15 protein-coding genes and 1 pseudogene are annotated in these 18,521 nt (G+C 69.2%); 5 read left to right on the top strand and 11 right to left on the bottom strand.

Annotation, left to right across the window (positions count from 1 at the left end):
• Window positions 1–189: 189 nt before the first annotated feature.
• From ACWFRJ_RS17840 to ACWFRJ_RS17865, 6 genes are all read right to left on the bottom strand, one after another.
• Window positions 190–1,089: a S1 family peptidase gene (locus ACWFRJ_RS17840; RefSeq protein WP_453530947.1), complete on the bottom strand. Its 900-nt coding sequence runs from the start codon at window positions 1,087–1,089 to the stop codon at window positions 190–192.
• A 271-nt stretch (window positions 1,090–1,360) separates the two neighbouring features.
• A complete protein-coding gene (locus tag ACWFRJ_RS17845) occupies window positions 1,361–2,179 on the bottom strand; it encodes a DUF1684 domain-containing protein (protein WP_453530950.1) in 819 nt (272 codons plus the stop codon).
• A 59-nt stretch (window positions 2,180–2,238) separates the two neighbouring features.
• Complete coding sequence (locus ACWFRJ_RS17850; protein ID WP_453530953.1) at window positions 2,239–3,213, bottom strand: ABC transporter substrate-binding protein; 975 nt, start codon at window positions 3,211–3,213, stop codon at window positions 2,239–2,241.
• Between the two features lie 73 nt (window positions 3,214–3,286).
• Window positions 3,287–4,048, bottom strand: coding sequence for an amino acid ABC transporter ATP-binding protein (locus ACWFRJ_RS17855; RefSeq protein ID WP_453530956.1), 762 nt, complete (start codon window positions 4,046–4,048; stop codon window positions 3,287–3,289).
• Window positions 4,045–4,923, bottom strand: a complete 879-nt coding sequence (locus ACWFRJ_RS17860; protein WP_453530959.1) for an amino acid ABC transporter permease — start codon at window positions 4,921–4,923, stop codon at window positions 4,045–4,047. The genes ACWFRJ_RS17855 and ACWFRJ_RS17860 overlap by 4 nt, the downstream gene beginning before the upstream one ends.
• Window positions 4,920–5,777 (bottom strand): amino acid ABC transporter permease, encoded by an 858-nt coding sequence (locus ACWFRJ_RS17865; protein ID WP_453530961.1) that lies wholly within the window; start codon window positions 5,775–5,777, stop codon window positions 4,920–4,922. Before ACWFRJ_RS17865 ends, ACWFRJ_RS17860 begins: the two co-directional genes overlap by 4 nt.
• A gap of 572 nt (window positions 5,778–6,349) precedes the next feature.
• Between ACWFRJ_RS17865 and ACWFRJ_RS17870 the strand changes: the two genes are divergently transcribed.
• Window positions 6,350–7,327, top strand: coding sequence for an ABC transporter substrate-binding protein (locus ACWFRJ_RS17870; protein WP_453530964.1), 978 nt, complete (start codon window positions 6,350–6,352; stop codon window positions 7,325–7,327).
• Between the two features lie 52 nt (window positions 7,328–7,379).
• Here ACWFRJ_RS17870 and ACWFRJ_RS17875 read toward each other — a convergent pair whose 3' ends face one another.
• Window positions 7,380–8,672, bottom strand: coding sequence for a DUF5685 family protein (locus tag ACWFRJ_RS17875; protein WP_453530967.1), 1,293 nt, complete (start codon window positions 8,670–8,672; stop codon window positions 7,380–7,382).
• Window positions 8,673–8,961: 289 nt separating this feature from the next.
• Here ACWFRJ_RS17875 and ACWFRJ_RS17880 point away from each other — a divergent pair, with 289 nt between their 5' ends.
• On the top strand, window positions 8,962–9,405 hold the full coding sequence (locus ACWFRJ_RS17880) for a cell division protein SepF (protein WP_383275957.1): 444 nt from the start codon (window positions 8,962–8,964) through the stop codon (window positions 9,403–9,405).
• A 13-nt stretch (window positions 9,406–9,418) separates the two neighbouring features.
• On the opposite strand, the gene ACWFRJ_RS17885 is transcribed toward ACWFRJ_RS17880, so the two are convergent.
• Complete coding sequence (locus ACWFRJ_RS17885; protein ID WP_453530971.1) at window positions 9,419–10,615, bottom strand: acyl-CoA dehydrogenase family protein; 1,197 nt, start codon at window positions 10,613–10,615, stop codon at window positions 9,419–9,421.
• A gap of 181 nt (window positions 10,616–10,796) precedes the next feature.
• Window positions 10,797–12,425: an MFS transporter gene (locus ACWFRJ_RS17890; RefSeq protein ID WP_453530974.1), complete on the bottom strand. Its 1,629-nt coding sequence runs from the start codon at window positions 12,423–12,425 to the stop codon at window positions 10,797–10,799.
• 230 nt (window positions 12,426–12,655) lie between these two features.
• Between ACWFRJ_RS17890 and ACWFRJ_RS17895 the strand changes: the two genes are divergently transcribed.
• Entirely contained in the window at window positions 12,656–13,816 is a 1,161-nt protein-coding gene (locus ACWFRJ_RS17895; protein WP_453530977.1) for a glycosyltransferase family 39 protein, read from the top strand.
• A 236-nt stretch (window positions 13,817–14,052) separates the two neighbouring features.
• The gene (locus ACWFRJ_RS17900; RefSeq protein ID WP_453530980.1) at window positions 14,053–15,066 is read left to right on the top strand and encodes a phosphatase PAP2 family protein; all 1,014 of its coding nucleotides are present in this window, start codon (window positions 14,053–14,055) and stop codon (window positions 15,064–15,066) included.
• 123 nt (window positions 15,067–15,189) lie between these two features.
• Here the strand turns inward: ACWFRJ_RS17900 and ACWFRJ_RS17905 are convergent, their stop codons facing one another.
• On the bottom strand, window positions 15,190–15,405 hold the full coding sequence (locus tag ACWFRJ_RS17905) for an I78 family peptidase inhibitor (protein WP_453530983.1): 216 nt from the start codon (window positions 15,403–15,405) through the stop codon (window positions 15,190–15,192).
• A 414-nt stretch (window positions 15,406–15,819) separates the two neighbouring features.
• Here ACWFRJ_RS17905 and ctaD point away from each other — a divergent pair.
• Window positions 15,820–17,502, top strand: a pseudogene (gene ctaD / locus ACWFRJ_RS17910) (aa3-type cytochrome oxidase subunit I); the annotation flags it as partial.
• Here the strand turns inward: ctaD and ACWFRJ_RS17915 are convergent.
• Window positions 17,393–18,448: a helix-turn-helix transcriptional regulator gene (locus tag ACWFRJ_RS17915; protein WP_453530986.1), complete on the bottom strand. Its 1,056-nt coding sequence runs from the start codon at window positions 18,446–18,448 to the stop codon at window positions 17,393–17,395. The pseudogene ctaD and the gene ACWFRJ_RS17915 sit on opposite strands and share 110 nt — an antisense overlap.
• Window positions 18,449–18,521 lie beyond the last annotated feature (73 nt).

Here is an 18,521-nt window from a genome sequence, read left to right on the forward strand (position 1 = left end):
GGTCCGAATTGGGCGTGTTGGGCGTGCACTTCGAAGGTAGCGCCGTACGGCGCGCAAAGGGAGACGGGAGACAGGAGAGAGCCCCCGCCCGGACTTCCGGACGGGGGCTCTCCCGCTGCTGGCTGCAGACCTGCTGTCGTACGTGGATCAATGGATCAATGGATCGATATGGATCGATGGAGCAGCGGATCAGTACACGCTCACGCCGTACGCGCTCAGCGCCTCGGTGACCGGCTGGAAGAAGGTCGTCCCGCCCGAGGAGCAGTTGCCGCTGCCGCCCGACGTGAGGCCGAGCGCCTTGGTCCCCGCGTAGAGCGGGCCACCGCTGTCACCGGGTTCGGCGCAGACCGTGGTCTGGATCATGCCGTAGACGATGTCACCGTTGCCGTAGTTGACGGTCGCGTTCAGACCGGTGACCTTGCCGCTGTGGGTACCGGTGGTCGAGCCGCGCCGGGTGACGGTCTGGTTCACGGTGGGGTTGCCCGCGCTGGTGATGTCCTGGCTGCCGACCGTGCCGGGAGGAGTGGCCGAACCGGCGGCGTACTTGACGATGCCGTAGTCGTTGGTCGGGAAGCTCGATCCCGTCGTGGACCCGATCGTCGTGGTGTGTCCGGAGTTGGACCACCAGGTGCCCGCGCCGTCGGTGCAGTGACCGGCGGTGACGAAGTAGTAGGTACTGCCGCTGCGGACGTTGAAGCCGAGCGAGCAGCGCCAGCTGGAGGCGTAGATCGCGTCGCCGCCGGAGACCAGCTTGTTGAACTTGCCGGGAGTGCGCTCGACCTCGAGGGCGTCCGCGTTGCTTCCCGCCGCCTCCCTGATCTTGGCGATCTCGGCCTTGGAGACGGTGCTGTCGGCGGTGACGACCAGGCGGTTCGTCGCCTTGTCGACGCGCCATGCGGTGCCTGCGACATCCGCGTCGAGTACCGCGTTACTCGCGTTGTTGAGCTGCGCCGAGCTGAAGGTGGTGACGTCATTGGCGTTCGCAGCGGGGACGGCGAGCGCGCCGGCGGCCACAAGTCCGGTGGCCACGGCGAGCAGACGGGTGCGTCTCGCTATGCCGCTGCGGGGGGTGGTGCGCTTGTTCCTCACTTGTTGTTCCTCCCAGGGGGAAGTCAGTGGGCCGTGTGGGTTGCGGCCCGTGAGGCGCAGCCAATGGGCAATTGGCAAGCCGGATTCCGGTTACGCCGTGCCCCTGACAAGCGCTGCTCGGGAGTATTCGGGCCGCGGACACCGCGCACAAGAGCGGCTTTCGGCCGTAAGCCATATACATGCCGAGCTGCCCCGGCGGCTGTCGTACCTGTCGTACGCCGCCGGGGCTCGGGTCATCGGCTCTGTTTCTGACGAGCCTGTGTCAGACGAGTCAGCTGTCGATAAGGTTCCGCTCCCCTGCGGCGATTTCGGCGTCAAGGGTGTTGCCCGGGGGCGGGAAGGGGCAGATGAAGTGGTCGGCGAAGGCGCACGGCGGAAGCAGTGCGCGGTTGAAGTCGACCGTCGTGCGCCCCTCGGCGTCGGGCGCGGCGGGCCGCAGGAACCTGAACCGGTAGCTCGACACCCCGCCGGTCGCGTCGCCGAACACCGCCCACAGCGACCCGTCGCCCTCCACCGAAACCTGGAGCGTGTGCTCCGTGCCGGACAGGCTGAAAGCAAGCTCTCCGCCGAGGCCGAGCCCCCGCTCCACCCCGTCCGCGTTGCCGACCTTGACGGTGCGGACCCCGTCGACGGTGCTGTCGGCGGCGTACGGCGTGAAGTGCCCCGGCACCGCCCAGCGCGCGTCGTACTCGGTGGCCTCGATGCCCTGGAAGGCGCGGCGCGTGGCGGACTCCGGGTCGAAGTCGCGTACCGCCCAGAGCCCTTCGCGCCGCAGCACGACCAAACGGCGGTCGCCGTGCCCGACCCGGGCGGCGGCGACCGGGCCGGGGTCTGCGCCGAGACGGGCCTCGCCGTGGAAGAGCTGCCCGTCGAGAGTGAGCCCGTCGTCCACTTCGGCGGTCAGGACGATCTCGTCGCCCGCCTCGGTCCAGCGCCCGGGGATGCCCGGAAGCGATCCGTCCGGGTAGTCCGCGAGCCAGTGCGTGCCGGTGAGAGAGAGCGGGCCGTAGGGCGCCGACACCGTCTCCGTCCGCTGCTCGTGCCAGTGCTTCCAGTCGCGTACCGGGTCCGTCGTCGCATCCGTCGTCATGTGATCAACCTTTCCATAGGGGCATACGGGTACCGGCTAACGGCTCCCCGCCGATGGCTCTACTCCTTGGGCAGACCCTTGGGGTTGACCTCCGACTCCTTGACGGCCTCGCTCGTCAGACCCCAGCGCTTGAGGACCTTGGCGTAGCTTCCGTCCTTGATCACGTGGTTGAGCGCGGCGGCGTACGCGTCGACGAGTCCGCTGTCCTTCTTCGTGGTGGCGGCGATCTCGCCCTGGATGCTTGGGCCTGCGCCCGAAAGGGTCCCGATGATCTTCGTCTGTCCCGACGACGCGACGTGGTAGGCGGCCGAGGGGTTCGGGCCGAGATACGCGTCGATGCGCCCCGACTGGAGGGCCAGGTAGTAGTCGGAGTCCTTCTGGAAGTACTTGATGTTCACCGGCTTGCGCCCGGCCTTCTCGTTCTCCTCGCTCCAGTCGACGAGGATCTTCTCCTGGTTGGTGCCGGAGGAGACCGCGATCGTCCTGCCCGCCACGTCCGCGGGCTTCTTCGCCGTCCACTTCGCGTCCTTGCGCGCCTCGAAGGCGATGTTGTCGTGGCGGTAGGTCGCGAAGTCGTACTTCTCCTTGCGCTCCTCGGTCACCGTGACGTTCGAGAAGACCCCGTCGAACTTCCCGCTGTCCAGGCCGACGAAGAGGTTCTCCCAGGAGACCTGCTCGAACTTCGGCTTCAGGCCGAGCGTGTCGGCGACCAGGCTCGCGATGTCGACCTCGGAGCCGATCCGCGTCTTGTCGTCGGTGGCGAAGAAGCCGAGCGGCGCGACCGAGTCGGCGCTGCCGCCGAGCCGCAGCGTGCCGCGCTCGCGCACCTTCTCGGGCAGGAGTTTCGCGAGGGCGTCGGCCTTCTTGCCGCGTACGCGGTTCTGGTCGGGCCCGATGTTGATGTTGCCGACCTTCTTGGTGCCGGGCTCGCCGCCGCCGGTCGCGGCGTCGCTGTCCCCGCCGCAGGCGCTGAGCAGGGGCGCGAGGGCCAGGGCGGCGACGGAGGCGGCGAGGGTGGTACGTCGGGAAAGCATGCGGGAGCTCCTGGAGAATCTTGGTCTTGAGGACGCTTGGTCCTGAGGACTCTTGGGCCGGAGAACGCTTGGGCTAGAGAACCTTGGAGAGAAACGCGCGGGTGCGGTCGTGCCGCGGACGGTCCAGTACGTCGCCGGGGGCGCCCTGCTCGACGATGAGCCCCTCGTCCATGAAGACCACCGTGTCGGCGACCTCGCGCGCGAAGCCGATCTCGTGGGTGACGACGATCATCGTGGTGCCCTGGCTCGCCAGGTCCTTGATCACGTCGAGGACTTCACCGACCAGCTCCGGGTCGAGCGCCGACGTCGGCTCGTCGAAGAGCAGCAGCTTCGGTTCGAGGGCGAGCGCGCGGGCGATGGCGACACGCTGCTGCTGCCCTCCGGAGAGCTGCTTGGGGTAGGCGTCCGCCTTGTCGGCGAGCCCGACCCGGTCGAGCAGGGTCCCGGCGTCGGCGACGGCTTCCTTGCGCGGCCGCTTCAGCGCCGATATGGGCGCCTCGACGATGTTCTCCAGGACCGTCAGATGCGGGAAGAGGTTGAAGTTCTGGAAGACGAAGCCGATCTGGGTGCGCTGCTTGAGCACCTCGCGTTCGCGCAGCTCGTACAGCTTGTCGCCGGAGCGCCGGTAGCCGACGAGCGCCCCGTCGACGCTGATCCAGCCCTTGTCCACCTTCTCCAGGTGGTTGATGGCGCGCAGGAGAGTGGACTTGCCGGACCCGGAGGGCCCGAGAATGACGGTGACCTCCCCCTTGCGCACCTCCAGATCGAGGCCCCGCAGTACTTCCAGTGACCCGAAGGACTTGTGTACGGACCGGAGTTCGACCATCGCGCTCATCGCGATGCCCCCTTAGAGAAGTGGCGTTCGACGTAGTGCTGGAGGACGGAGAGGGCGCTGGTGAGCAGGACGTACCAGGCGGTGGCGACCATCAGGAGCGGCACGACGCGGCCGTTGCGGCCGTAGATGACCTGCACCTGGTAGAAGAGCTCGCCGATCGCCATCACGGAGACGATCGATGTGCCCTTGAAGAGGGAGATGATCTCGTTGGCCGCGTTGGGCAGGATCGAGCGCATCGCCTGTGGCAGGACGATGCGGCGGATCTGCCGAAGCCGCGGGATGCCGAGCGCCGCCGCTGCCTCCAACTGGCCGCTGTCCACGGAAAGTACGCCCGCGCGCACGATCTCGGCGGCGTACGCGGCCTGGTGCAGGGCGAGCCCGAGGACCGCCGCGCTCATCGCCCCGACCAGGCCCATCGTGTCGAAGGAGTAGAACCCGGGCCCGAACGGGATCCCGAACTGCAACTCCTTGTAGAGGTAGGCCAGGTTGAACCAGAACAGCAGCTGCACGATGAGCGGGATCGACCGGAACGCCCAGATGTAGCCGACGGCCACCGCCCGCAGGAAGGGGCTCACCGAGAGCCGCATGAAGGCGATCACGATGCCGAGCGCGAAGCCGAGGGCCGTGCCGTAGAAGGTGAGCTGGAGGGTGACCCAGACCGCTTTGAGGATCACGTCGGCGGTGAAGAACTCGGCGAACACCCCCCACTCCCAGCCGGAGTTGGTGGCGAGGCCGTGCACGAACTGGGCCAGGAGGACGGCGGTCGCGACGACGGCGGCCCAGCGCCAGGGGTGGCGTACGGGAACGACCTTGAGCGCGCCGAAGTCGTCCTTCACCAGATCGTCGCCGGCGGCCCGGCGCTCCGTCACGCTCATCGGGTGCGCCCCGAACCGCGCGCGTAGTGCCGCTCCACGTAGTACTGGCCGACGCTGAGCAGCGAGGTGATCACGACGTACCAGATGGTGGCGACCAGGAGCAGCGGGATCACCTGGTAGGTGCGGTGGTAGACGAGCTGCACGGAGTAAAGGAGGTCCTGCACCGCGATCACGCTGACGATCGACGTGCCCTTGAGGGTGCCGATCAGCATGTTCCCCGCGGGCGGCACGATGGAGCGCATGGCCTGCGGGAGGACGATCCGCCGCCATCTGCGCCACCGGCTGAGCCCGAGCGCCTGCGCGGCCTCGATCTGCCCCCGGTCGACGGAGAGGATGCCGCCGCGCACCACCTCGGCGGCGTACGCGGCCTCGTGCAGGGTGAGTCCGATGACGGCGATGGTGATCGGCCCGAGGAGGTTCACCGTCTTCACGCCGAAGAGGTACGGGTACAGCGCCCCGATGTTGAACCAGAACAGCAGCTGCACCAGGATCGGCATCGACCTGAAGAGCCACACGTAGCCCCAACTGACGCCGCGCAGAACGGGGTTGGACGACAGTCGGCCCATAGCGAGGATCGATCCGAGTACGAAGCCGAGCACCATGACGACGGCGGTCAGCCAGAGCGTGAGCCACAGGCCGCGCAGCACGGACGCGGAGGTGAAGTAGTCGCCGACCACGTCCCACTGGAACGCGTCGTTGCGGACGACGGAATTGACGGCGAGCGCGAGGAGCACGAGGACCGCGGCTGCGGCCACCCACTGCCCGGCGCGGCGCTGCGGCACGATGCGCGGGACATCGGGTGGTGGGTCTTGAGGAGGGGCCGCTGCGGCTTTGGCTAGCGTGTCGGAAGACATGGTGAAGGCTCCGTGGTCAGCGGAGATCTCCGGCGCACGACGGAACGCACATCAGAACGCACATCGAAACGCTCGACGGAGCATTCAGCGTCGCGTTCGGCGGGAGATCACACACGGGTGATGCCTTCACACGGACCGAGCCCCTCAGCACGATCCGCCTTGAGAGTACGGGGCGCTTTCGGCCCGCTGTCAAGAGTGTCCAGGATATGAGCGGTTGGTCTCACGGCAGTTGACGCGGAAACGGATGCCTGTTCCACTTGCCCCATGCATTCGCAGCAGTGGCTGGTCACGCGCTCCCACATCGACTTCGGTCGAGTGTGGTCGGCGTCGTGTTCGACGACTCTCTGAGCCGACCCCCTGCGCGCTGAGCCCTCTTTCCTTCCCGGGTCTCCTGCGCCTCGCATCTCCCGTGTGCCGCATCTCCTCTGCGTCCGCGCGCCCTTGACCTCGCCTTCACACGCGTACACCGCCGTCGCACCGCTCTGAGCGTCTGAACTTCTGAGCGACGGCACCCCTCCCTCGCCGTACGTCCGCTTCGCCCTGCCCTGCTGCCTGATGGAGAGCGTCACGCCATGAGCAAGTCCCCGCATTCCCGTCGTTACGCATATTCCCGTCGCATCCCGGCGGCCTTCGCACTGATCACCGCCGCCGCGCTCACGCTCACCGCCTGCGGCTCCGGCGACCCCGCCGACACCGCGGGCGGCGCGGCACCCGCGGGCAAGAGCACCAAGATCCCCACGCAGGACGTGGTCTCCCCGGTCGAGAAGAACGCGGCGGCCGCGAAGCTCCTGCCGGCGGACGTACGCGAGCGGGGCACCCTCAATCTCGCGACCGCCGTCGGCGGCAGCCCGCCGGGCAACACCTACCTGGAGGACGGCAAGACGATCGTCGGCCAGGACGCCGACTTCGCGGCGGCCGTCGCCAAGGTGCTCGGCCTGAAGCTGAAGCGCGAGGCCGCGAGCTTCGAGGCGATCCTGCCCGCCCTGGACAGCGGGAAGTACGACCTGGGCACCGGAAACTTCGGCGTGACCGAGGAGCGGCGCAAGACCATCGACTTCGTCACGTACATCAACGACGGCCAGGGTTTCGCCGTCCGCGACGACAGCAAGCTGAAGAAGGTCACCGACTTCAAGCAGCTGTGCGGTCTGAACGTGGCGACCGGCGCGGGCACCACCTTCGAGGTCACCCTGGAGGACAACAAGCACGTGTGCGAGGACGCGGGCAAGAAGCCGTACAGCGTGAAGACGTACGCCGAGCAGGGCGCGATCTGGGGCTCGCTCCAGCAGGGCCGCACCGATGTGGTGATGTCCACGATCAACGGCCTGCGCTACGCGGTCGACCAGCAGGAGGGGCTGAAGTTCCTCGGCGAGTACCACCGTCTCGACGTCGGCTTCGCCTTCAAGAAGGGCACGAGGCTGGCGCCCGCCTTCCAGGCAGCGGTGAACCAGCTGATCGAGGACGGCACGTACGACCGCATCCTGAAGAAGTGGGGCACGAAGGACTCCGCGATCGAGAAGTCCCAGATCTCCCCGCCGGAGATCAAGGACTGACTGGTGCACGGACTGACCGGGGTCACGGACTGACTGCGGCTCAGAGCGGCTCCTAGAGCCCGCAGTCGCAGCACTGGCAGCACTCGCAGATGCCGCAGCACCCGCAGTCGCCGCAGTTGGCGCAGCAGCCCTCCCGCTTCTTGCGGGACCAGGGCCCCTCGTACGAATCGGCGCAGCACAGCTTGCAGGTGCAGCAGAGGCCGATGGCGACCGCGCACCCCGCCCAGAACCCCCGCTTGCCCGGCTTCGGCGGCTGCGGCTCGAACCCGGGCCCGCCACCAAAACCGCCGGGCCCGCCCGGACCGCCAGGACCTCCTGGCCCACCGGGCACCCCGCCTCCGTACGGATTGCCACCTCCGTACGGGGACTGCGGGCCGTACGGACCGCTGGAGGGAGGTCCGTACGGTCCGCTCTGGCTCGGCGGACCACCCTGCGGCGGCCCGAAGGTACCGCCCTGATGGTCCGTCACCTCGTGTGCGTGCCCGCAGGCGTCGGTCCCGAAGGCGCGGTCCACCGAACGCCCCAGCTCGTGCGCAAGGAGCATGTGGGCGAGCTTGCCGTCGGTGAATTCGGCGTCGCGCAGCGCGAGGCGTATGCCGTGCAGCGCGTCGTCGGCGAGACGCCGGGCATCGGCCAGGCCCGTGCCCGTGGCCGTCAGCGGGTTCCAGGCGCCCGATGCGGCGTCAGCTTCCTTGTCCTCCACGGCATCCAGGAGATGCGCGAGCCTGCCGAAGAGGCGCCCGGCCTCCGCGAGCGGCTCGGCGTTGTCCGGCCTGCCCGCGATGACGGCGGTGTGCGCGAAGGCCGCCGCGGTCGCTGTCTCGGTCGGCTCGGTGACCGTGAGCAGGGAGGTACCGGGGCCCGCCAAGCCCTCGATGCCGACCTGGCGTTCGACGGCGTCGAGCAGGACCGCCGTGTCGAAGCCCACGTCGGCGCCGGTGCGGGCGCCCGCCCGGTCCCAGCTCCGTGCCACCTTGCGGGCGGCGGCGGCCACCGGCCTGCGGGCCAGGAGGCCGTCCCCGTCGACGACGTGGTCACGCACCTTCGCGGACGCGAGGACCAGCGAGACGGCGGCGGCGAGCCGCGCGCCCTCGCCCTGAGCGACGGACGCGGTGCGCATGCCGCGCAGGGGGCAGGGGCCCGCCGTGCGGCGCCACCCGGTGGACTTCTGGGCCTGAGCCTCCGTCAGAACCGAGATGATCAGGCCGTCGTAGTTCGTCACGACGCGGGCGAACTGTCCGTGATCACCTCGGAGGGCGAGGCAGAGTCCGCACAGATGGGCCATCCACTGAGCCTTGAGCCCCTCGCCCAGACGATGGCTGCAGGGCCTGACAATTCCGAACATACGACTCCCCCGTGAGCCCGCTGACGATCAACTCGGGCATCGTATCGAGGGGTCCGTTCACCCGGACGCACCGGTCGTCACCCATACGCCGTGAAGAATCATATTTCACTCACTGTCAGCAGCCGTACACAGCAGACCCCTTGGGGAGCCACGTGTATCAGCGTGTTGACTCTGCACCAGTACCGTCACGAAAACCCCGCGCGGCGACTATCCACTTGGCGCACTATCAGCATCATGGACGAACATGGGGATGCGGAACGCAGAAAGCCCGCTGTGAGAGGAGGCGTCCATGGGATCGGTGCGCAAGGCGAGTGCCTGGCTTGGCCTCGTCGACGACAACAACAACGACGAGCGTTACTACGACGGATATGACGACGACGCGGCCGAGGGACCCGGCGATGCCTGGGTGACCGACCCGCGCGTGCGGGTGGTGGCCGAGGCAGCCGAGGAGGAAGGGCGCCGGATCGGGACCGTGACCCCGGACAGTTTCCGGGACGCGCGCGGCATCGGCGAGCTCTTCCGGGACGGCGTCCCGGTCATCATCAACCTCACATCGATGGAGCCCGGCGACGCCAAGCGCGTCGTGGACTTCGCGGCAGGACTGACCTTCGGCCTGCGTGGCTCCATCGAGCGCGTGGCGACGCGGGTCTTCCTGCTGACCCCCGCCGACACCCACATCGTCAACGGGGAGGCCACGAGCCGTCCGACGGACGGCTTCTTCAACCAGAGCTAGCGGGCGAGGCCGCTCACCGGAAAGCGTCGAGGCCGGTGAGCGCCTTGCCCAACACGAGCTGATGCATCTCGACGGTGCCCTCGTAGGTGAGCACCGATTCGAGGTTCGTCGCATGCCGCATGACGGGGTACTCCAGCGAGATCCCGTTCGCGCCCAGGATCGTCCGGGACGTGCGGCAGATCTCGATCGCTTCTCGTACGTTGTTGAGCTTGCCGAAGCTGACCTGTTCGGGACGGAGCCTGCCCGCGTCCAGACGCCGGCCGAGGTGGTGCGCGAGCAGGATGCCCTTGTGCAGCTCGACCGCCATGTCGGCGAGCTTGGCCTGGGTGAGCTGGAAGCCGCCGATGGGCCTGCCGAACTGCTCGCGGGTCTTGGAGTACTCGACGGCTGCCTCGAAGGAGGAGCGGGCGGCGCCCATGGCTCCCCAGACGATGCCGTAGCGCGCGTGGGAGAGACAGCTCAGGGGGCCCTTGAGCCCGGTGACCTCGGGAAGCACGGCGTCGGACGGCAGCCGCACCTCGTCCATCACCAGCTCACTGGTGACGCTCGCGCGCAGCGACCACTTGTGCTTGATCTCGGGCGCCGAGAAACCGGGCGTTTCGGTGGGGACGACGAAGCCGCGGATCCCCTCGTCCGTCTGCGCCCAGACGACGGCGACACCGGCCACCGATCCGTTGGTGATCCACATTTTGCGTCCCGTGAGCACCCAGTCGGTGCCGTCCTTCTTCGCGTGCGTGCGCATGGCCGCCGGGTCGGAGCCGTGGTCGGGCTCGGTCAGGCCGAAGCAGCCGATGATCTCGCCCGCGGCCATCCCCGGCAGCCAGTGCTGCTTCTGCTCCTCGGAGCCGAAGCGGTGGATGGCGTACATGGCGAGGGAGCCCTGCACGGAGACGAGCGAGCGGATGCCGGAGTCGGCGGCCTCCAGCTCCAGACAGGCGAGGCCGTACTGGACGGAGCTCGCCCCCGCGCAGCCGTAGCCCTCCAGGGACATGCCGAGCGCGCCGAGCGAGCCGAGCTCTCGGGCGAGATCGCGGATGCCGGGCAGCTCGCCCTTCTCGTACCAGTCGGCGATGTGCGGCAGGACGCGGTCGGCCGCCCAGGTGCGGACGGTCTCCCTGATCGCGAGGTCCTCCGGCTCCAGGAGGTCGTCGACGCCGAGGGGGTCGGTGGGGTCGAAGGGCGGCAGGGGTGTGCGGGCGCTTGCGGACATGCGGGCCTCCGGCGACACGAAAACTAGCAGTGGTAGTTATCTAGGCTCGGCTGACGTTACGACGCAGCATCCCGCACGTCCAGAGCCGCCCGCCTTCCCCCGCGCCCGCCCCTGGCCGGAGTCCGGGACCTGCCCGCCTTCCTGCCCTACTGCCTCAGCGGCGGACGACGACGGGCTCCGCTCAGCGGCGGACGGGCTCCCCGGGAACCTCCACCGCTTCCCGGGGCGACGGAATCGCCTGCTCGGGCTGCTCCTCCTGCGCCCCGCACTCCATGGTCCGCGGCAGCTTCAGCGCCATCAGCGCGCCGAGCAGCAGCAGCCCCGCACTGACCAGCAAGGTCACATGCAGCCCGTGCACGAAGGACTCGCGCGCGGCGCTGCGCAACGCGTCGCCCGCCCCGCCGCCGAGCCCCGAAGCCACTTCGTACGCCTCGCCGAGGGAGTGACTCGCGGCGGCGCTCTCCTTGTCGGGGACGCCCCGCACGGACGAGAGGCCCGGCGCGTACGCCGCGTTCATGACGCTGCCGAGCAGCGCGATGCCGATGCCGGCGCCCAGCTGGTACGAGGTCTCGCCGATCGCCGCCGCGCCGCCCGCCTGCGACTGGGGCGCCTCGCTGAGCATCGATTCGTACGACCCGAAGAGAGTGGTCTGCAGGCCGAGGCCGAGCAGCACGAAGCTGGTGATCATCAGCGGGTCGTTGATCTTGTCGCCCATGCCGGTGAGCACCACGACGGCCACCGCGGTCAGGATGAAGCCTGAGGCGACCATCACGCGCGGACCGAAGCGGTGCAGGAACTTCGATCCGGCGAGGCCCGCGACCATCGCGGCGACGGTGAGCGGCACGAGCCGCAGGCCGGTCTGGAGCGGGGAGAGCCCGAGCACCAGCTGCAGATACTGCGCGGCGACCAGTTCGAGGCCCACCAGGGCGAGCATCGCGAGCACGATGCAGCCGAGCGAGGTGCTGAACGCGGGCCGCGCGAACATCGACAGATCGATGAGCGGGAACTTGCGCCGCCGCTGCCTGCGCACGAAGCCGATCAGGAGGACCCCGCCCAGGAAGAACGAGAGGAGCGTCGTCATGCCGAACGGCGACTCCCCGCCACCGGCCCGCTTCACCGCGAACACGAGGCCGAAGAGTCCGCCCGCGGCCATCAGCGCGCCGATCACGTCCCACGGCCCGTCGCGGTCGCCCGTCGACTCGGGAAGCAGCAGGCGCCCGATGGGCAGGCTGACCAGCATCAGCGGGATGTTTATCAGGAAGACCGAGCCCCACCAGAAGTGCTCGAGGAGGAAACCGCCGAGCAGCGGCCCGCCCGCGGCGCCGATTCCGGCCACCGCGCTCCACACACCGATGGCGACGGCACGCTCACGCCGGTCGGGGAAGACCTGGCGCAGGATCGAGAGGGTCGCGGGCATGATCATCGCACCGCCGACGCCGAGCAGGGCGCGGGCCGCGATCAGGATCTGGGCGTTGTCCGCCATGGCGGCCACGGCCGACGCCACGCCGAAGAGTGCGTAGCCGAGCAGCAGCACGCGTCTGCGGCCGACCCGGTCGCCGAGGGTGCCGAAGAGGATGAGCAGCGAGGCGCAGACCAGTGGATAGACGTCCACGATCCACAGCAGCTCGATGCCGCCGGGCTTCAGATCTTCGGTGACGGCGGGCACCGCCACATGCAGAACGGTGGCGTCGACGGCGACGAGCAGCAGGCTCACGCAGAGAACGACGAGCACCAGCCAGCGGTTGGCGCCGCCCTGCGACCCGGGTACCCGACGGCCGGAAGGAGCGGTGGCCGTGGTTGGACCCGACATGTGCGATACCTCCCAGTGATCCCTCGCATCGGCGGCCCTGCGGGACGTGATCTCCCAGCTGGCGGCGGCGATGGGCGAGTGAGCCGTCAGAGTACGCGAGTTCACGGCCGTGGCGCGTGGCGGACCTCTCATGGTTGATCGGAGAGAGTGTGGCGTACGCCACGCCGCACACGCCTGGACCACGCACCCGGCCGGGCGGACGGTTCCCGCCTACGCAGATAATCGTGCCCGTGAACGACCTTGATCAGTGCCTGCCGCCGCCCTCGCACGGCGCCCGTGCGAGCGCCGCGCTGCGCCGTGCGGCGCCCGCCCTGCTCGCCTACGCGGGTGTGCGCGCCCTGGGGGTCGCGGTGCTCGCGGTGTGGAGCGCGGCGGCGGGCAAGAACCCGCACACGCTCCTCACGGCCCGCTGGGACTCGCTCTGGTACACCCGCGTCGCCGACTTCGGCTACGGCTGGGAGGTGAAACTCCCGGACGGCAGCGTGCACTCGAACCTCGCGTTCTTCCCGCTGCTGCCCTGGCTCGAGCGGCTCGTCTCGGCGATCAGCCCCCTTTCGTACGCCGACGCGGGCCTGGTGGTGAGCTGGCTGGCCTCGCTCTGCGCCGCCGCGGGGATCTTCGCGATCGCCGACCACCTCTACGGGCGCCGCGCGGGGATCTGTGCGGTCGCGCTGTGGGCGGTCCTGCCCGTGGGGATCGTGCAGTCGATGGCGTACAGCGAGTCGCTCTTCACGGCGCTCGCTGCCTGGTCGCTTTACGCGGTGCTCACCGGCCGCTGGGTGTGGGCGGGCGTGCTCGCCTCCTGCGCGGGCCTGACCCGGCCCGTGGGCGCCGCGGTCGTCGCGGCGCTCTGGGTGGCGGCGGCCGTCCACATCCGCCGGGAGCGGGAGGCCGGGTGGCGCATGATCCTCGGGGTGGTCCTCGCGCCGCTCGGGGCCGCGGGCTACGTCCTGTGGGTCGGCCACCGCACCGGCGACGGCCTCCTCGGCTATCTCGACGTGCAGGCGGGCTGGGGCAACGGCTTCGACTTCGGCTACGCCTTCGTCCGCTTCATCGGCGACAAGTTCACCGGCTTCCCCGCGGCCCTGGCGGGGGTCGGTCTGATCGTCGGGGTCGCCCTGGTGATCTGGCTGTACGTCATCGGCGTACGACGGAGGCAGCCGCTGCCGCTGCTCGTCTACACCGGGATCGTCGTGGCGCTCGCCCTGTGCGCGGCGGGCTATTTCGGCTCGAAGCCGCGCCTCCTGCTGCCCGCCTTCCCGCTGCTGCTGCCCCTCGCGGTGGCGCTCGCCCGGCTGCGTACGTCCAGGTCGGCCCTGGTGCTCGGGGGTGTGGCCGTGGCGAGCGCGGTGTACGGGGCGTTCTGGCTGAACGGCTCGGGTCCGCCATGATCATTTCTGCGGCCCCGGTGAGCGCGGGGGAAATTCCACACCAGGCCACGGTGAACGAATTCATAAGCACCATAAAACTGCCCCACTAATGATCAACAAATTAAGTAAGGGGCTCGTGACCTAATACGGAATCCGTAGGAATAAACCTCCGCCTGAGAGGAATGCCACATCACATCGTCATCACAAAGCCACTGATTCGGCCTAGTCACACACTCACTCGCTGTAACGTCGATTGGGTGCGTACCGAACGAAACCTCACCCGTCTGGATCGGGTCTTCGCCCGTCTCGACCGTGAACCGGAACGACCGGCCGGCCTCGATGTACCGAGGATGAGCAGGCACCGGATCGTGCTCTTCAGCGCGACCCTGGCCTTCTACCTCGCCATCGTGGTCGCCGTGCTCGCCACGACCTGGCTCGTGCGGTTCGACTGGCAGGTCATGTTCTTCCGGCCCTACCAGCAGTGGCCAGAGATCCACGCCTTCCTCGACTACTGGGTGGTCCTGGGCCAGCGCGGCCCGACGGCCGTGATGGTCGCGGCCTGGCTCGGCTGGCGCTCCTGGCGTCAGCACACCATCCGCCCGCTCCTGACGTTCGGTGCGGCGCTGCTGCTCCTGAACGTCACGGTCGGCGCCGCCAAGATCGGCATGGGCCGCCTCGGCCCCCACTACGCCACCACGATCGGCGCCAGCGAGATGGGTCTCGGCGGCGATATATTCCCCTCGGGTCACACCGCCAATGCCGTGGTGACCTGGGGAATCCTGGCCTACATGGCCTCCACCCCGCGCACCCGCCGCTACCTCTCGGCGCTCTCGGCCGTGGTCTCCCTCAGCGTCGGCCTGACCACCGTGTACCTCGGCACGCACTGGCTGAGCGACGTCTTCCTCGGCTGGGCCGCCGGTCTGCTCGTCCTCCTTGCGCTGCCCTGGGTGGAGCCGCTGCTCACCCGGGTCGAGGGCTGGATCTTCAGCGTGCGGGACCTCTGGCGCGACCGCCGTGCGGGCGCAGGTGTCCCGGCCCCGGTCACCCCGGTCCCCGCGATGTCGCCGCAGGCCGCCGCCGTACCGGCCGACGAGCCCCAGGTCCGCGAGCCGGTCGGCGCCCCGCGCACCGCGCGCTCCCACCTCGCGCCGGGCCCGCACACACCGCGCTCCGAGCGCAGCCCGGTCACCCCGGCGGGCAGCCGCCGCCCGCCGCACTCCGAGCGCACCTCACGCGCCTCCACGCCGGCCCGCCCGGTGGCCGGCGGCTAACCCCAGGACAGCGGGGGTCGGTACGCACAACCCATCCCCCGCATCGCGAAGGCCCCGGTTCCGTCTCGGAACCGGGGCCTTTCGCCTGTCCACTCGCTCGTCCGCGCCGCACGCGTCGGAGGGTCAGCCCTTCCAGCAGCGGGTCACGACGCCTTCCTTGACCTCGAAGTTGAGCCGCCCCGCGAGGTACTCCATGGTGATGATCGCGCCCGGCGGCAGCGCCCTGACAGGGGACCAGCCGCGCTCGCGGGCCTGCTGCTCGGCGCCATCGGCCGCGAGGCCCACGTAGGCGTCCAAGCTGTCCTGGGGTTCGGCGGGAGGAGTCGGTATAGGTGCCATGACCGCCACGGTAGGCGGCGTGGCCCGGCCGGGGAAGCCGTAGCCGGACACCATGGGTCACCGGTCCCTCTCCGGTCACGCTTTTGTCACAGGATCACGACGCCCGTTTCCCCTTAACTCCGTCACACGTACGGGCGGTTCCGGACTTGTTCAGACGTGATTCCTGTATTTACCGCGAGCCCGTCGACGGCGACCGGAAACGACCGTAATGGCCCGACCGAAAGGTGGTCCGAGCACCTTTTCACACCCCCCGCAATTCTCGAATCCTGGACGATCCAGGGGATGTGACGGCGCATAAGGAATTCATGGTTCCAGCACAGCGGGCTCGAACGCCCCCTGTCGGAGTCGGGGTGACGCGAGCATCATGGCCCCGGCTGGCAGGCCCACGGTGCGCGACGGCGAAGGGGCGGGCGTATGGGTACCGAGACCGAGGCACCACAGGCGCGACCCGTCAGGCACACGAGCCCGGGCCGGATCCTCGTGGACTGGCTGACCACCACCGACCACAAGAAGATCGGCCATCTGTACCTGATCACGGCCTTCGCGTTCTTCCTCGTCGGCGGCCTGATGGCCATGCTGATGCGGGCCGAGCTCGCCCGTCCCGGGCTCCAGCTGATGTCGAACACCCAGTTCAACCAGTTGTTCACCATGCACGGCACGATCATGCTGCTGCTCTTCGCGACGCCGACCTTCGCGGGCTTCGCCAACGAGATCATGCCCCTGCAGATCGGCGCGCCCGACGTCGCCTTCCCACGGCTCAACATGCTCTCGTACTGGCTGTTCCTCTTCGGCGGCCTGATGGTGCTCGGCTCGCTCATGGTGCCCGGCGGCCCTGCCGACTTCGGCTGGTTCGCCTACGCGCCCCTCAACAGCATGGAGCGCTCGCCCGGAGTCGGCGCCGATCTGTGGATCATGGGGCTCGCGCTCGCCGGGTTCGGCACGATCCTCGGCTCGGTGAACTTCCTGACGACCATCATCGGGATGCGGGCGCCCGGGATGACGATGTTCCGGATGCCCGTCTTCACCTGGAACGTCCTGTTCACCTCGATCCTGGTCCTGCTCGCGTTCCCCGTGCTCGCCGCCGCGCTGCTCGTCCTGGAGGCGGACCGGCGCTTCGGATCCATGGTCTTCGCCCCGGAGAACGGCGGTGCGCTGCTGTGGCAGCACCTCTTCTGGTTCTTCGGGCATCCGGAGGTCTACATCATCGCGCTGCCGTTCTTCGGGATCGTCTCCGAGATCATCCCGGTGTTCAGCAGGAAGCCGATCTTCGGCTATCTGCCCCTGATCGGCGCGACAATGGCCATCACCGGGCTCTCGGTCGTCGTATGGGCACACCACATGTTCGCGACGGGCGGTGTCCTGCTGCCCTTCTTCTCCTTCATGTCCTTCCTCATCGCGATCCCCACCGGCGTGAAGTTCTTCAACTGGACGGGGACGATGCTCAAGGGCTCGCTGTCGTTCGAGACACCGATGCTGTGGTCGATCGGCTTCCTGGTGAGCTTCCTCTTCGGCGGGCTCACCGGCGTCATCCTGGCCTCGCCGCCGCTCGACTTCCACGTCACCGACTCGTACTTCGTCGTGGCGCACTTCCACTACGTCGTGTTCGGCACCGTCGCCTTCGCGACCTTCGGCGGCTTCTACTTCTGGTGGCCGAAGCTCACCGGGAAGATGCTCGACGAACGGCTCGGCAAGATCCACTTCTGGACGCTCTTCGTCGGCTTCCACACCACGTTCCTCGTCCAGCACTGGCTGGGCGCGGAGGGCATGCCACGGCGGTACGCGGACTATCTGGCGGCGGACGGCTTCACGGTGCTCAACACCGTCTCGTCCATCGGGGCGTTCCTGCTCGGCATGTCCACGCTGCCGTTCCTCTACAACATCTGGAAGACCGCCAAGTACGGCAAGAAGGTCGACGTCGACGATCCCTGGGGCTTCGGCCGCTCCCTGGAGTGGGCCACCGCCTGCCCGGCGCCGCGCCACAACTTCGTCACGCTGCCCCGGATCCGCTCCGAGTCCCCGGCGTTCGATCTGCACCATCCCGAGTACGCGGCGTTCCAGGCCCCGGATCCGCAGGCCGCACACCCCGGTCCAGGGCCCGGCTCAGGAGATCACGCGCCGAGCTGAGCCGCTCGGTGAAGTCCGCGGGCTCGACCACCTCGAACTCGAAGCCCATCAGCAGCACATGGATCACCAGGACGTCCAGGTTCGTGGCGCCCGTGCGCAGCAGACAGCTGTGCTCGGTCTCGGCCTCGAGGGTGCCGTCGGACGGGGTGACCCGCTGGGCCGCCTGCTCCAGGGGCACCAGGAGCCGGAACACCGCCTGGGCGGCGTACGCGCGCGTGGAGATGCCCTTGGAGACGTAGGCGGCGAGGTCGTCGGCGGGCGGGGTGCGGGGGGCGAAGCGCGGTCCGTGCGGCGGCCTCGGCGTGACCCGGTCCGCGCGGAAGGTCCGCCAGTCGTCGCGCTCGACGTCCCAGGCGACCAGGTACCAGCGGCGCTCGGTGCAGACGAGGCGGTGCGGTTCGACGGTGCGGCGGGTCGAACTGCCGCCGTGGTCGCGGTAGTCGAAGCGCACGCGTTCCGCGTCCCGGCAGGCGTGGGCGAGCTCGGTCAGGACCGAGGGGTCCACGGCCTGCCGCTGCGGGGTGCGGAACATCGGCACGGTGAACGCCGTGAGCGCGCCGACCCGGCGCCGCAGCCTGCTCGGCAGGACCTGCTCCAGCTTGGCCAGGGCGCGTACGGAGGTCTCGCCGATGCCCTCGATGCCCTGTCCGGCCGCGGTGCGCAGACCGACGGCCACCGCGACCGCCTCGTCGTCGTCGAGGAGCAGCGGCGGCAGCTCGGCGCCCGCGCCCAGCTGGTACCCGCCGCCCGTGCCGGGGCTCGCGTTGACGGGGTAGCCGAGCTCGCGGAGCCGGTCCACGTCACGCCGCACGGTGCGCGGGGTGACGCCGAGCCGCTCTGCCAGGTCCGCGCCCGACCAGTCACGGTGGGCCTGGAGGAGCGAGAGCAGACGGAGCAGGCGTGCGGAAGTCTCCAACATGGAGCCGATTGTGCCCGGCGTCGCGGACAGCCACGGTCCGCGACAGCGTCAGTTCTCTATGCCATCGACACCG

It is taken from the genome of Streptomyces sp. NPDC055239 (assembly GCF_053606205.1).